13 protein-coding genes are annotated in these 14,297 nt (G+C 64.5%); 2 read left to right on the forward strand and 11 right to left on the reverse strand.

Translation table 11 applies throughout. The features are described from left to right. A complete protein-coding gene (locus ACGYK7_RS11230; RefSeq protein ID WP_394402242.1) occupies positions 1-2,025 on the forward strand; it encodes a capsular polysaccharide biosynthesis protein in 2,025 nt (674 codons plus the stop codon). A 3-nt stretch (positions 2,026-2,028) separates the two neighbouring features. Here the strand turns inward: ACGYK7_RS11230 and ribD are convergent, their stop codons facing one another. Together ribD and nrdR are read right to left on the reverse strand one after the other, a co-directional pair. Continuing rightward, positions 2,029-3,108 (reverse strand): bifunctional diaminohydroxyphosphoribosylaminopyrimidine deaminase/5-amino-6-(5-phosphoribosylamino)uracil reductase RibD, encoded by a 1,080-nt coding sequence (ribD, locus tag ACGYK7_RS11235; RefSeq protein ID WP_394402403.1) that lies wholly within the window; start codon positions 3,106-3,108, stop codon positions 2,029-2,031. A gap of 29 nt (positions 3,109-3,137) precedes the next feature. Further along, positions 3,138-3,605, reverse strand: coding sequence for a transcriptional regulator NrdR (gene nrdR / locus ACGYK7_RS11240; RefSeq protein WP_067264800.1), 468 nt, complete (start codon positions 3,603-3,605; stop codon positions 3,138-3,140). Positions 3,606-3,791: 186 nt separating this feature from the next. On the opposite strand from nrdR, the gene ACGYK7_RS11245 reads away from it, so the two are divergent. Then, the gene (locus ACGYK7_RS11245) at positions 3,792-4,463 is read left to right on the forward strand and encodes an SDR family oxidoreductase (RefSeq protein ID WP_394402245.1); all 672 of its coding nucleotides are present in this window, start codon (positions 3,792-3,794) and stop codon (positions 4,461-4,463) included. 18 nt (positions 4,464-4,481) lie between these two features. On the opposite strand, the gene ACGYK7_RS11250 is transcribed toward ACGYK7_RS11245, so the two are convergent. The 9 genes from ACGYK7_RS11250 to ACGYK7_RS11290 form a co-directional block, all read right to left on the reverse strand. After that, the gene (locus ACGYK7_RS11250) at positions 4,482-4,898 is read right to left on the reverse strand and encodes a secondary thiamine-phosphate synthase enzyme YjbQ (protein ID WP_394402248.1); all 417 of its coding nucleotides are present in this window, start codon (positions 4,896-4,898) and stop codon (positions 4,482-4,484) included. A 1-nt stretch (position 4,899) separates the two neighbouring features. Beyond that, the gene (locus tag ACGYK7_RS11255) at positions 4,900-5,379 is read right to left on the reverse strand and encodes a hypothetical protein (RefSeq protein WP_394402251.1); all 480 of its coding nucleotides are present in this window, start codon (positions 5,377-5,379) and stop codon (positions 4,900-4,902) included. A 70-nt stretch (positions 5,380-5,449) separates the two neighbouring features. Next, a complete protein-coding gene (locus tag ACGYK7_RS11260) occupies positions 5,450-5,860 on the reverse strand; it encodes a hypothetical protein (RefSeq protein WP_394402253.1) in 411 nt (136 codons plus the stop codon). A gap of 104 nt (positions 5,861-5,964) precedes the next feature. Beyond that, complete coding sequence (rpoD, locus tag ACGYK7_RS11265; RefSeq protein WP_394402256.1) at positions 5,965-7,947, reverse strand: RNA polymerase sigma factor RpoD; 1,983 nt, start codon at positions 7,945-7,947, stop codon at positions 5,965-5,967. 135 nt (positions 7,948-8,082) lie between these two features. Continuing rightward, positions 8,083-10,077, reverse strand: a complete 1,995-nt coding sequence (gene dnaG / locus ACGYK7_RS11270; RefSeq protein WP_394402257.1) for a DNA primase — start codon at positions 10,075-10,077, stop codon at positions 8,083-8,085. A 113-nt stretch (positions 10,078-10,190) separates the two neighbouring features. Next, positions 10,191-10,499 carry a hypothetical protein gene (locus ACGYK7_RS11275; protein ID WP_394402259.1) on the reverse strand — a complete coding sequence of 103 codons (309 nt, stop codon included), beginning with the start codon at positions 10,497-10,499 and terminating at the stop codon, positions 10,191-10,193. Between the two features lie 51 nt (positions 10,500-10,550). Continuing rightward, positions 10,551-11,087, reverse strand: coding sequence for a sarcosine oxidase subunit gamma (locus tag ACGYK7_RS11280; protein WP_394402262.1), 537 nt, complete (start codon positions 11,085-11,087; stop codon positions 10,551-10,553). Next, positions 11,080-14,016, reverse strand: a complete 2,937-nt coding sequence (locus tag ACGYK7_RS11285) for a sarcosine oxidase subunit alpha family protein (protein WP_394402264.1) — start codon at positions 14,014-14,016, stop codon at positions 11,080-11,082. The genes ACGYK7_RS11280 and ACGYK7_RS11285 overlap by 8 nt, the downstream gene beginning before the upstream one ends. Beyond that, positions 14,013-14,285 carry a sarcosine oxidase subunit delta gene (locus ACGYK7_RS11290; RefSeq protein ID WP_394402266.1) on the reverse strand — a complete coding sequence of 91 codons (273 nt, stop codon included), beginning with the start codon at positions 14,283-14,285 and terminating at the stop codon, positions 14,013-14,015. The genes ACGYK7_RS11285 and ACGYK7_RS11290 overlap by 4 nt, the downstream gene beginning before the upstream one ends. Positions 14,286-14,297 lie beyond the last annotated feature (12 nt).

Consider the following 14,297-nt stretch of genomic DNA (forward strand, 5'->3'; position numbering starts at 1 on the left):
GTGGCATTCGAAGCTGACCCATACCAACACCCCGCCGCCGGTCCCGAAAGGAGCCGGCGGCTTTTCGTATATAACGGTGGATTTCTGACGCAGCGCCGCCTGCGGCGCATCTTGCAGCTGTCGGGCCATTCCCTGCGCCTCGGCCTGCCCGGACCGGACGATGCGGTGGCGGTCTGGGGCAACGCGCCCACGGCGCATCGCGGGCTGGCCGTGGCGGCCAAACGCGGCGCGCCGGTGATCCGGGTGGAGGACGCATGGCTGCGCTCGCTCCACCCCGGCCGCGCGGGCGAGCCGCCTTTGGGGCTTCTGATCGACAGCCGGGGGGCGCATTTCGATCCCGCCCAGCCCTCCGACCTCGAAGACCTACTGACCCACCACCCGCTGGACGACACCGTCCTTCTGGACCGCGCCCGGGGTGGCATGGCGCAGATGGCCGAGGCGCATCTGACGAAATATGCGGGCTTTGACCCCGACACGCCTGCACCAGAGCCGGGCTATGTGCTGGTGATCGACCAGACCCGCGGCGATGCCTCGGTCACCGCCTCGGGCGCGGATCGTGCGCGGTTTCTGGAAATGCTCGTCTTCGCACAAGAGGAACACCCCGGCGCGCGCGTCATCATCAAGAGCCACCCAGAGACGACACAGGGCTACCGCACCGGGCATTACGGCCCCGAGGATGCCAACGAGCGGATCACCCTGCTGACCGATCGCATCAGCCCTTGGGCGCTGTTCGAAGGGGCAGTTGGCGTCTATACCGTCTCCTCCCAAATGGGGTTCGAGGCGATCTTTGCAGGCCATAGGCCGCGCGTCTTCGGTCAGCCTTTCTACGCGGGCTGGGGGCTGACGGAGGATGAGTTCCCCGTGCAACGCCGCCAGCGCCGCCTCAGTCGCGCGCAGCTTTTCGCGGCGGCGATGATCCTTTATCCGACATGGTACGACCCCTATCGCGACCAGCTCGGCAGTTTCGAGACGGCCCTCACCGCCCTTGCCGCGCAGGCCCGCGCGTGGCGGGAGGATCATCGCGGCTGGGACGCATGGGGGATGCGCCTGTGGAAGCGCCGCCCGCTGCAACAATTCTTCGGAACGGCCACCCCCCTTCGCTTTCGCAACGGCTCGGCAGAAGCCCCGAAACCGCCCCGCCGCGCCATGGTCTGGGCCAGCAAGGCCGAGGCCGCGCCCCAAGGTGCGCTGCGGGTCGAGGACGGGTTTCTGCGCTCGCGCGGGCTGGGGGCCGAACTGGTCCCGCCCCTCTCGCTGGTCTGCGACGATCTGGGCATCTACTACGATCCCCAAGGGCCGAGCCGACTAGAGAAATGGATCGAGAAACGCGCCGAGTTGCGCCCCGATCAACTGGCCCGCGCCCGCGCGATGATCGCGTCGCTGACCGGGGCGGGCCTCAGCAAATACAACCTCGGCGGTGCCGCGCCCGAGCTGCCGCCGGGGCGGCGCATCCTCGTCCCCGGACAGGTGGAAGACGACGCCTCCATCCTCACCGGCACGGGCGATGTGTGCAGCAACGCGGCCCTGCTGGCCGCCGCACGCGCCGCAAACCCGGATGCCGTGATCCTTTACAAACCCCACCCCGATGTCGAAGCGGGCCTGCGCAAAGGCGCGACCGAGGCGGGCGATGCCGATCTGATCCTACATCATGCCGACCCGGTGGCGCTCTTGGGCCAAGTCGACGCGGTTTGGACCATGACCTCCCTCCTGGGGTTCGAAGCCCTCCTACGTCGGGTGCCGGTGGTGACCTTGGGCGCGCCCTTCTACGCGGGCTGGGGGCTGACCGAGGACCGGGGCGCTGTCCCGCCCCGCCGCCGCGCGACACCGACGCTCGAAGGGCTCGTCCATGCCGCGCTCATCGATTACCCGCGCTACCGCGACCCGGTCAGCGGTTTGCCCTGCCCTGTCGAAGTGGTGGTCGAACGGCTGGCCACGGGCCGCCTGCCCCGCGCCGGGCTGGGCAACCGAATGCTATCGAAGCTCCAAGGGGTCTTTGCCAGCCAGAGCCACCTCTGGCGGCGATAGCACCTAACTGGCTGCGTTGCGCCGCCAGACGTGCAGCAGGTCCGGCCCGATCTGCTGGCTGGATTGCAGCACGAAGCGCGGCGCCTCGGCCAGCCGCGACAGGCCAAGCGCCCCAATGCCGGGCAGACCTTCGGCCCCGATCACCAGCCCGGCGGTGAACCCCACCAGCCGGTCAACCAAATCCGCCTCGATGAGCGAAGCAGCCAAGGCGCTGCCGCCCTCGCAGAAAATCCGTGTGAGACCATGCGCCGCCAATTGCCGCATCACATCCTGCGGGTCCAACTGCGCCCCGCGTGCGGCACAGGGCAACAGCGTCGCCCCCAGATCGGCCCAGGCTTTGATTAACACCGGATCGGCATCCGCACCGTGGCAGAGGATCAAAGGCACCTCAGCCGCCGTGCGCGCCAGTTGCCCCATCAACGGCAGGTCGAGCCTGCGGGAGACGACGACGCGCGCCGGTTGCTGGGCAAGCCCGAGACCGCGCACCGTCAGGCTTGGGTCATCCTTGCGCGCAGTGCCCGCCCCGACCATCACCGCGTCGTGACGGCTGCGCATGGCATGGGTCAGCCGCCGCGCGGGGGCGTCGGTGATCCATTGGCTTTCGCCCGTGCCGGTGGCGATGCGCCCGTCAAAGGAATTAGCCAGCTTCAGCGTCAGCATCGGGCGGCCCAGATCGGTGCGGCAGAAGAAACCGGCGTTATCCGCGCGGGCCGCATCCTCGTACAGACCGACCGAGACGTCGATCCCGGCAGCGCGCAACATCGCGATGCCGCGCCCGTTGACCCGCGCGTCGTCATCTTGGGTCGCGATCACCACGCGGGCCACGCCTGCGTCGATCAGCGCCTGCGCACAGGGCGGCGTTTTGCCGTGGTGGGCACAGGGTTCGAGCGTGACATAGACCGTCGCCCCCCGCGCCGCCGCGCCCGCCTGCGCCAGCGCCTGCGGCTCGGCATGGGGGCGCCCGCCCGGCTGGGTCCAACCGCGCCCGACGATCCGCGTGTCTTGCACGATGACGCAGCCCACCGCCGGGTTGGGCCAGACGTTGCCCTGCCCGCGCCGCCCCAAGGACAGCGCCAGCGCCATATACCGCGCGTCGCTCACCCTCTCGCCGGTCACTCTTCCGGCAGGGCGTCGGGCCGCAGTTCCTGAACGAATTTGTCGAAATCGTCCGCGGCTTGGAAGTTCTTGTAAACAGAGGCGAAACGCACATAGGCCACGGTGTCGATCCGGGCCAGCGCCTCCATCACGATCTCACCGATATGTTTCGAGCTGATGTCGGTCTCGCCCATGCTTTCCAACCGGCGCACGATGCCCGAGATCATCTGATCGATACGTTCGGGATCAATGGGGCGTTTCTGCATGGAGATGCGGATTGAGCGTTCGAGCTTATCCCGGTCAAAATCCTCGCGTTTGCCAGAGGTTTTGATCACCACAAGATCGCGCAGTTGCACCCGTTCATAGGTGGTGAAGCGGCCCCCGCAAGCTGGGCAGAACCGTCTGCGCCGGATCGAGACGTGATCCTCGGCCGGGCGGCTGTCTTTCACTTGGGTGTCGATATTTCCGCAAAACGGGCAGCGCATCGGCCGTCCCCCTCTTCATCCTGCCTCACTTGTGGGGCGCGCGGCCCTCTTGTCAAAACTTATAGGGGAGCCGCGAGGTTTTGGGTAGAGAAGATTTCCACAGCTATATCTTGCGTTCAAATATGTGTCATGGACCCAACGCCATGCCCCCGCGTTGGTCAGCGAAGGCTATAAACGGAGCATATCATGACCAAGACACTTTTCCTGACCGGCGCCTCCAGCGGGATCGGCGCGGCCACCGCCCGCGCGGCGGCGAAAGCAGGCTGGAACATCGGCCTCTTTGCCCGCAGCGAAGAGAAACTGAACGCCCTCGCCGATGAGATTGGCGATCAGGCGCTGGTATTGGTGGGCGACGCCACCGATTACGATGCGCAGAAACAGGCGATCGACAAGCTCGCCGATCACTTTGGCGGGGTCGACGCGGCCTTTGCCAATGCCGGGCGCGGCACCAGCCCGGCGGGGACCGAGAATGGCGACCCGCAGGATTGGAAGGCGATGGTCGATCTCAATATCATGGGCGCGCTCTATACCGCCCATACCGCAATGCCACATCTGCGCAAAACGACCGGCCAATATGTTGTGACCGGCTCTGCTGCCGGGCGGCGCCATATCCAAGGCTCGATTTATAGCGCTACCAAATGGTTCATCCACGGTTTCGCGGGCAATCTGGCGGATGAGATGGCCGAATGGGGTGGCCGCTGCATGGTGGTCTCGCCCGGAATGGTCGACACCGCCTTTTTCGACGAGGCCAAACCCGACAAGCTGCAACCCGAGGACGTGGCGAATGCGGTGATGCATGCGCTTGATGCGCCTGCGCGGGCGGCGGTGCGTGAAATCTATCTGATGCCAACGGGCTGAGCCCTGCCCACTCGCGCGTCAGTCGGGCCGGAAATGCGCCGCGATGCGCCGCTGATGCGGGGCGTCGCGATGCTCGAACAGGTAGATGCCCTGCCATGTCCCCAACATCATCCGCCCCTGCGCGACGGGGATACTAAGGCTCACCGGCAGAACCGAGGCTTTGATATGCGCAGGCATATCATCCGGCCCTTCTATCAGATGCGTGAGATAGCGCATCTGCGGCGCATCGGCAGGTGGCACCAACCGGGCGAAATAGGCCAGAAGGTCGCGCTGCACATCTGGGTCGGCGTTCTCTTGGATCAACAGGGAGGCCGAGGTGTGCTGCACCAAGAGCGTCAACAGCCCGTCCCCCTGCCCCGTAATCCAGCGGGCCACGTCATCCGTGAACTCGTAGAGCGCCTGACCCCGGGTTTGAATGGTAAAAACTGTCTGCATCTCAACAGGCTCCCCAACGCTGCGCGTATGGGTCCCAGCACTGCCCTGCCGCCTCTTTCGCATCGCTTATCGCGAATAGACCCAGTTCCGTCGAACCGCTGTCGCAGGAAAGCGAGGCAATCTCGCGCCCATTCTTGCGCACCGTTACCCTGCCGTCGCTGATCTGACCGAGTTTGTCGAAAGAACCGTGCACCTCATAGGAAAAGGCACCATTTTGGAAGGTCGTGCTCTCCCAAATGGCGCGACCTATACCCGGCCAAGGCTGATGCGCGACCTCCGAGATTGGGGCGCTCAAGGTCAGAGCGGGCGCGTCAGGCGGGCCGAAGCGGTAAATCACCTCTTCCCCGTCGAGACAGACTTCCAACTGCTTTGCCCCTTGGTCAATCGTACAGGTCAGAACGGTAGCGCTGCGCTGATGGCAATGGGCATAGGCTTGGCTGGTGCCGAGGGTCAGAAACAGGCTGGCGAGCATAAAACGCATGAAATCAATCCGTTGCAAGAATACGTGCAGGATAGGCTCGCCGCTGTCTGAAAACAACGGCTCGCGTGGTTCAGAAATCCCGCAACTCAATTATGCGATCCAGACAGAACTGCCGGGCATGGTGGCTGGGCAGGTTCTCTCCCGCGCGGTTGATGGTGACGGAATAGGACTTCTCCATGTCACCGCTCACCCGGTCAGGGTTGGTGCTGAAGACGACGCCGGTACGGCCCACGCCGCTCACCGACGGGCCGCGCGGGGTTTTGACATAGAGCCGCTCCCCTCGCGGGAGGCCCAGCACGTCCTGCGCAAACTCCGCCGCGGCGCACCAGATGTGACGCGCGCCCGCGCCGTGGTCTTCGATCACCTCGAACTCCTGCGCGGTGAGGGGCATGACGATCAACCAGTTTTCGGCCCGGTAAGCCTGCGCAGCGGCCTGCAGCGGCAGCGTAAGGCAAAGAAGCGTGAGGACAGTTTTGCGCATCATGGGATCCTTCTTGGGATACCCCCTTGATGTAAGCGGCGCGGGCGGCAGGTCAAAGACCTGCCCCACAAAAGAAAACGCGGCCACCGGGGCCGCGTTTTGACTTATTGATCAAGGAAGCTGCGCAGCTTGCGCGAGCGGCTCGGATGTTTGAGCTTGCGCAGCGCCTTGGCTTCGATCTGGCGAATACGTTCGCGGGTCACGCTGAACTGCTGACCAACCTCTTCGAGCGTGTGATCGGTGTTCATGCCGATGCCGAAACGCATCCGCAGAACCCGTTCCTCGCGGGGCGTGAGCGAGGACAGCACCCGCGTCGTGGTTTCTTTGAGGTTTTCCTGAATGGCGCTGTCGAGCGGCAGCACGGCATTCTTGTCCTCAATGAAATCGCCCAGCTGGCTGTCTTCCTCGTCGCCGATGGGCGTCTCAAGGCTGATCGGCTCCTTGGCGATCTTCATTACCTTGCGGACCTTTTCGAGCGGCATTTGCAGCTTCTCGGCCAGTTCCTCGGGCGTCGGCTCGCGGCCGATCTCATGCAGCATCTGGCGGCCGGTGCGCACGAGCTTGTTGATCGTCTCGATCATATGCACCGGAATACGGATGGTGCGCGCTTGGTCGGCAATCGAGCGGGTGATCGCCTGACGGATCCACCATGTCGCGTAGGTGCTGAACTTATAGCCGCGGCGGTATTCGAACTTGTCGACGGCCTTCATCAGGCCAATGTTGCCTTCCTGAATGAGATCGAGGAATTGCAGCCCGCGGTTCGTGTATTTCTTGGCGATGGAGATCACGAGGCGCAGGTTCGCCTCGACCATTTCCTTCTTGGCCTGACGCGCTTCCTTTTCGCCCTTCTGGACCTGCTGCACGATGCGGCGGAATTCCGAGATATCCAGACCGACGTATTGACCGACCTGCGCCATGTCGGCGCGCAGTTCCTCGACCTTGTCGCTGGAGCGTTCGATGAACATCTGCCAGCCGCGACCGGATTTCTCGGCCATCCGCTCCATCCAGTTGGGATCAAGCTCGTAGCCGCGATAGTTGTCGACAAATTCCTTGCGGTTGATGCGTGCTTGGTCGGCGAGCTTCACCATGGCGCTGTCAATCTGCATGATGCGGCGGTTGATGCCGTAAAGCTGGTCGATCAGCGCTTCGATACGGTTGTTGTGCAGGTGCAGGTCGTTCACCAAAAGCACGATCTCCGACCGCAGCTTTTGATAGGTCTCTTCCTGCTCTTTGGTGAAAGAGCCGTCTTCGTTCAGCGTGGCTGAGATGCGGCTGTCCTGCATCGCGCTGAGCTTTTCATAGTCATCCGCGATGATGTCGAGCGCTTCCAGAACCTGCGGTTTCAGCGCCGCCTCCATGGCCGCAAGGCTCATGTTGGCCTGTTCGTCCTCGTCATCGTCGTCGTCCGACGAGATCGGATTGCCATCGGCGTCATATTCGGGCTTGGAGTCCTCGCTCTTGGCCTCCCCTCCGGCGGTCGGGGCCACGACCGGAGAAGTTTCCTCCTCATCGCCCATCTGCGTGCCAAAGGTCGCTTCAAGGTCAATGACATCGCGCAGCAGAATGTCTTCAGAAAGAAGTTCGTCGCGCCAGATGGTGATCGCTTGGAAGGTCAGCGGGCTTTCGCAAAGCCCGGCGATCATCGTGTTGCGGCCAGCTTCGATCCGCTTGGCAATGGCGATCTCGCCCTCGCGGCTGAGCAGTTCGACACTGCCCATCTCGCGCAGGTACATGCGCACCGGGTCATCGGTGCGGTCAAGCTTCTCGGAGGTGCCCGAAGACAACGCCACGTCGCGGTTGGACTCAGTGGTCGCAACCTCGGTCGAGCCTTTGTTCTCTTCCTCTTCGGCTTCCTCGTCTTCAATGATGTTGATGCCCATTTCCGAGAGCATCGACATCACGTCTTCGATCTGTTCCGAGCTGACCTGATCGGGCGGCAGCACCGTGTTGAGCTGATCATAGGTGATATAGCCCTTCTCACGGGCCTCACCGATCATCTTCTTGACGGCGGCTTGGCTCATGTCGAGCGAGTGGCCAGCCTCTGAATCGTTGCTCTTTGCGTCGTCATTCGTATCTTTGGCAGCCATCTCATGCTCCTCCAGCGCGTCAGCGCGAATCATCCGCAGACGATTCGGTTTTCCGAATCATGCGAGGTTATGGGTGATTCTTAAACCCGTTGCCCAGCATTTTCAAAAAGTCCTGCAAATGGGCCACGCCGATGCTCATCCGCGGCCCTTTGACTTGTCATATTTAATCGTTCCCAAGAGCGCGTCCAATGCGCTGCGCTCGTCGCGGTCCATCGTCATGCCGTTGTCGCCCACGTCGAACTCTCCGTTGCTTTCTTCCTGTGCGCTGCGGCGGGCAAGGTCGGCGGCACGGGCCGCTTCGCTCAAACGCCAAGTGACCCCCTCATCCGCCGGGCCGCTCAGGTCTTCGACGGCTTCGGCAATCTCTTCGTTCAGCCCGCGGGCGGCATCCAGTTTGGCCAGTTCCCCGGCCACGGTCAGGCGGGTCATATCCACGTTACCGGGATTGCGGATGCAGGGCGTGATGGCAACGTGGCGTTGCCCCTTCATGTTTTCAAGGGTCTCCCAGCCGAGGGAATAGGAAATCTCTTCGCGCAGCGTCTCTTGCCCCGCATGGCCAAAGCGCAGCAGCAGATCGCGCAGCCGCGCGTGATCTGGATCATCGCAGCGCATCGCCTCCAACCCGGTCTCAAAGATCTCGACCAATTGCGGGCAATCGACGAGCGCCACAAGGATCACCGCCTCCCGGAGATGCATGCCCACTTGCTCATCGCTCATCGCCACGAGGGCCGAGGCTTTGGTGCTGGCCAGCGGGGCCAGCGGCGCGCCCCAAGCAGCGCCCTTCCCGCCTTTACCCTTGCCCGGCCCTTTGCCGCCCACGGGGCGGAATTCGGGCCGTTTCTTCTGCGGGCGGAACAGATCCCACCGCAGATCCTTGATCTCTTGCCCATAATGGCTGCGGATCGACGGGTCGCGGATCAACTTGATCTTTTCGCGCAGGCTTTTGTCCAGCGCGGCCTTGCGTTCGGGGCTGTCGAAAACCTTGCCCTCGGTCTCACGCTGCCACAGCAGGCGCACCATGGGCAGGGCGTTGTCCAAGAGCTTTTGCAAGGCCGCCGCCCCCTGCGCGCGTAGCAGATCGTCGGGATCCTGCCCCTCGGGCATCACGGCGAAACGCAGGCTCTGCCCGGCTTCCAACAGCGGCAGGGCCAGATCAATCAGGCGCAGCGCCGCGCGTTGGCCCGCCGCGTCGCCATCCAGCGTAATGATCGGCTCTGGCGCGATCCGCCACAGCATCTGCAATTGGTTCTCGGTGATCGCGGTGCCCAAGGGGGCCACGGCCCCTTCGAACCCCGCCCCATGCAGGGCGATCACATCCATATAGCCTTCGGCCACGATCAGCGGCTGCCCCCGCCCTGCGGCGGCGCGGGCGTGTTTGACGTTGTAAAGGCTGCGGCCCTTGTCAAAAAGTTCGGTCTCGGGCGAGTTGAGGTATTTCGCGTTATCCTCGGGGTCCATCGCGCGGCCGCCAAAGGCAATCGCCCGCCCCCGCGCATCGCGGATCGGGAACATGATGCGCCCGCGGAAGGTGTCATAGGGCTTGCCGCCTTTCGACGAAGGTTTCGCCAGCCCCGCGCCGAGGATCAACTCATCCGCCACGCCCTTGGCTTTCAGCGCATCCCAAAGCCCCTGCCAACTGTTCGGGGCGAAACCAATCTCCCAATGGGCCTGCGCCTGTTCCGACAAGCCGCGTTTGGCCAGATAATCGCGCGCCGCCCCCGCCGCCCCGGTGCGCAGTTGCAGGCGGAACCATTGCACCGCCTGTTCCATCACCTCCGCCAATTGCGTGCGTTTGTCGGCCTTGGCCTGCGCACGGGGGTCTTGCTTGGGGATCGGCATGCCAACTTCACGGGCGATGATCTCCACCGCCTCCATGAAGCTCACATTCTCGGTCTCGCGCACGAAAGAGATCGCATCCCCCTTCGCGTGGCAGCCAAAGCAATAGTAAAACCCCTTGCGATCATCGACGTGAAAGCTGGCGGATTTTTCCTGATGGAAGGGGCACGGCGCCCACATGTCGCCCTTGCCCTGATTGGACTTTCGGTTGTCCCAAATGACCTTGCGCCCCACCACCTGAGACAGGCTGGCGCGGTCACGCAGTTCTTCCAAAAATCCGGGGGGCAGGCTCATGGCTTCATATACCGGCTGGGGCAGTTCAGAGTCCAGAGGAGGCAGAGCGGCAGCGGGCGGCAAAACGCCCCTCTTGCCGGGCAGCCCCCCTGCCCGGCACGGCGTTCGTCAGCCTATTGGGCGAGGCACATTTCTTTCCACGCCGCGGCAAGATCGTTCTTTTTCACGTCGCGCATTTTCATCTCGTAGACCCAAGGGGTCACCAGCGGGATTGCGGTGTTAAAGCTTTCGGGCCATGTCGCCTTGGCCTTCACGGCGGCGGGGACTTGGCGCTCTTTCACGCGGTCGAGGCGGGCCTGCTGCACGGCGGCGACCACGGCGGCCTGATGTGTGCAGCTCGTCTCTTTTTTCGAGGCCGCCAGCGCCGGGCCCGAGACCGCCATGCTGATCGCGGCCAATGCGGCGAAAATCGTTCTGTTCATATCTATGCTCCGTTGTTTGCCAAACGGGGATTCGGGCCCCTGCGGGACAACCTAGCGCCGCGATGCCACCGCTTCCATAGCGCGGCGCAACTCCTGCACCAAAGTGGCGGCCATCGACCGATAGACCATCAACAAAAAGCCGGTGTCGGTGCGGGTGATCGCGGCGGGCATATCGCGCAAGGGGCTGCGCAGGGTCTGACCGGGTTTGAAGGCCGCCGCGCGCAGGTCAACCGGGGCCAGTCGCGCCAGTACATCCTCAGCCCCCGGCCCCTGCAACTCTGCCACTGCCCATCCGTCCGAGACATCGACAAGGGCTGCATGTTTCGCAAGCGCCTCATCCGGGGCAGGCCCGACAAGCAGCGCCTCTTCCCGGCCAAACCACAGGCATTGGGCATCGCCCTTGGCAATGCTCTGAAGCGGCTCGGGAAGGGTAACCCCATGGGCCGCCTCTAGCGCCTTGGTGAGGCCCGCCCGATCGAACACGCCCAGCACGGTCAACTGGCCCAGATCCCGGGCCGCCACCGTCATGTCGCCGATGTGCAGCGGGAGCAGACCGCCGAACGGCGTTTGCGCTTTCAATTCAACCACGGGCGCGCCCTCCTTCAGGGTCCACAAAGACCGGGGCGCAGATCTCCACCTCCGCCTCGATTTCGCGCAGATGGTCGACCATGCGCATCACCTCCCCATGCCGGGCGCGGCCTCGGGTAACGAAGCCCAGCCCAATAAAGGTGCCGACATCCGGCGAAAAGCCGACCGAGGTCGTATGGCCCTGCGCATTCTCGCGGCTGGCCTCGGCCCCGGCCTCGAACAGAAATGCCCCTGCGGTGAGTTGTTTCACCGCGCCGACGGGCCGCAACCCGACCAGTTGCGCGCGGTTCGGGTCGCGCAGGCCGGGGCGTTCGGACATGGTCTTGCCGATGCAGTCCTTGGCGTCCGACAGCATCCGCCCCATGCCGATATCCTCTGCCGTGGCGCGGCCGTCGATCTCTGCATGGGTGATATGGCCCTTTTCCAACCGCAGCACGTTCAGCGCCTCCATCCCATAGGCGCCGCCCTCCAGCGCCTCGGCCCGCGCGACCAGCAGGTCGAACAGCGCCGCGCCGAAGCGTGCGGGCACGGCGATCTCATAGGCATGTTCGCCCGAGAAGGAGATGCGGAACAGCCGCGCCGCGACCCCGCCGAGCCGCACGTCACCACAGGCCATGAAGGGAAAGCTGTCATTGTCGATCGGCTGCGCCAGCAGCCCGTTCAACAATTCACGAGACTTCGGCCCCGCCACGGCGAATTGCGCCCAGTGTTCGGTGACCGAAGACAGATGCACCTGCCATTCGGGATGCAGACATTGCGTGACGAATTCCAGATGCCGCATCACTTCACCGGCGGCGCCGGTGGTGGTGGTCATCAGGTAATGCCTCTCTCCCAAACGCGCGCAGGTGCCGTCGTCCATGACGAAACCATCCTCGCGCAGCATCAAACCATAGCGCACCTTACCGACCTTCAAGGTGCTGAATGTGTTCGTATAAACCAGATCGAGCAGCTTGGCCGCATCCGGCCCCTGAATGTCGATCTTACCCAAGGTCGAGACATCGCAGATGCCCACCGTCCTGCGGACAAAGCCGACCTCTCGGTCACAGGATTGACGCCAGTTGCGCTCCTGCCCGCGCGGGAAATAGCTGGGGCGATACCACAGCCCCGCCTCTACCATCGGGGCGTTCATGGCAAGGCTGGCCGCATGGCTGGTGGTCAGCCGTTCGGGCGCAAAGCCCTTGCCCTGCCCGCCCGCGCCCATCGCTGCAATCGCAACCGGGGTATAGGGCGGGCGGAAGGTGGTCGTGCCCGTCTCGGCAATGCCGCGCCCGGTGGCATCGGCCAGCACCGCCAGTGCCGCCACGTTGGAGTTCTTGCCCTGATCGGGGGCCATGCCTTGGGTCGTGTAGCGCTTCATATGCTCGACTGAGCGGAAACTCTCTGCCGCCGCCTGCTGCACGTCTTTCACGCAGACATCGTTCTGGAAATCCAGCCACGCCCGGCCCTTGCCCGGCACCGCCCAAAGCGGGGCAAGGCGATAGGGCGCGTCATCGGCCTGCGGCAGGTCGAGGGGTTCCGCCTTGCGGCCCAACGCAGCCAGCGCCTCCCCTGCCGCCGCCACCCCCGCCGCAAGGCAGCCGTGGGTCGAGAAGCTGCCGTTGCAGGCTCCGGCCACATGCATTCCCGGCACCGCGCCGGGGGTGGGCAGAAAGGCGTGGATCTCGGGCGACCATGTCGGTCGCCCGTTCATATGGCACGTGAGATGCAGCGAGGGGTTCCAACCGCCCGACATGGCCAGACAGTCGGCCTGTATCTTATGCACGCCCCCGGCGGTGCGGATCGACACCGCCTCCAACTCCTTGCCGCCTGAAGTGTTGCAGACTACCGCCCCGCTCAGCACCGGGAAATCCGCGCCCTCGCGGCTGACGCCCTCGCGACTGTCGATCAGCGCGGCGACATGCACACCTGCTGCCGCCAGATCGTGGGCCGTGCGGTGGGCGTCGTCGTTATTGCCAAAAACCGCGACTTGCTTGCCCGGAGCCACGCCCCAGCGGTTGAGGTAGGCCCGCACGGCACCCGCCGTCATGATGCCGGGGCGGTCGTTGTTGGCGAAGGCCACGGGGCGCTCCAACGCGCCTGCCGCGAGGATGGATTGCTTGGCCGCGATGCGCCAGAAACACTCCAGCGGCGCGCCTTCGCCCCGCCGCGCGCGGTGTTGGTTGACCCGCTCCAACGCGCCGAACATGCCGCCGTCATAGGCTCCGGTGACCGTCGTGCGGGGCATCAGACGGACGTTGTCCATCGCCGCGAGCTCCGCCACCACGCCAGCCGCCCAGACATGGCCCGGCTCACCGTCGACACGCTCACTCTCGGCATTCAGCCGCCCGCCCATCAGCGCATCTCCGTCGGCGAGGATCACATCCGCCCCCGCCCGCGCCGCCACCAGCGCCGCCATCACACCCGCCGGGCCTGCGCCGATCACCAAGAGATCGCAAAAGGCATAGGCTTTCTCATAGGCGTCCGCATTGGGCTGGCCGCTCAACCGCCCGAGCCCCGCCGCACGGCGGATCACCGGCTCATAGACGCGCTTCCAAAAGTTTCGTGGCCACATGAAGGTCTTGTAATAGAACCCCGCCCCCAGAAAGGGCGACGCCAGATCGTTCACCGCCATGAAATCGAGATCGAGGCTCGGCCATGCGTTTTGGCTGCGCACCGCCAGCCCCTCGTAAATCTCTTGCATCGTGGCGCGGACGTTGGGCTCCGACGCGGGGCCAACGCCGGTGGTCACCAGCGCGTTCGGCTCTTCGCTGCCCGCACTGAGCACCCCGCGCGGGCGGTGGTATTTGAACGACCGCCCCATCAGCCGCTGCCCGTTCGCCAGCATGGCCGAGGCGACCGTATCGCCCGCAAAGCCGTCATAGCGCCGCCCGTCGAAGGTAAAGCTGACCGGCGTCTCCCGGTCGATCAATCCGCGCCCTGCGATCCTCATGCCGTGGCCCTTTTCACATCACACGCCAATTCCACGGCCCGCACCGCATGGGTCACCGTATCGCGGGTGACGACAAGCCACGCGCCGCAGCCGGTCTCATGCAGCCACAGGTCGCGGGTCTCTCCCGCCGGGTTGTCGCGCAGGTGCAGATAGGCGTCCCAGTCCTCATCCGAGGCATCGGGCGCAGGCCGGGCCAAGGCGATGGCATCGCCACGATAATAGAACTCCCGCCGATCCCGGCTGCCGCAGATGGGGCATTCGATCCGCATATTGGCCCTCCC

It is taken from the genome of Sulfitobacter sp. 1A15299, assembly GCF_043556915.1.
Taxonomy (GTDB): Bacteria; Pseudomonadota; Alphaproteobacteria; order Rhodobacterales; family Rhodobacteraceae; genus Sulfitobacter.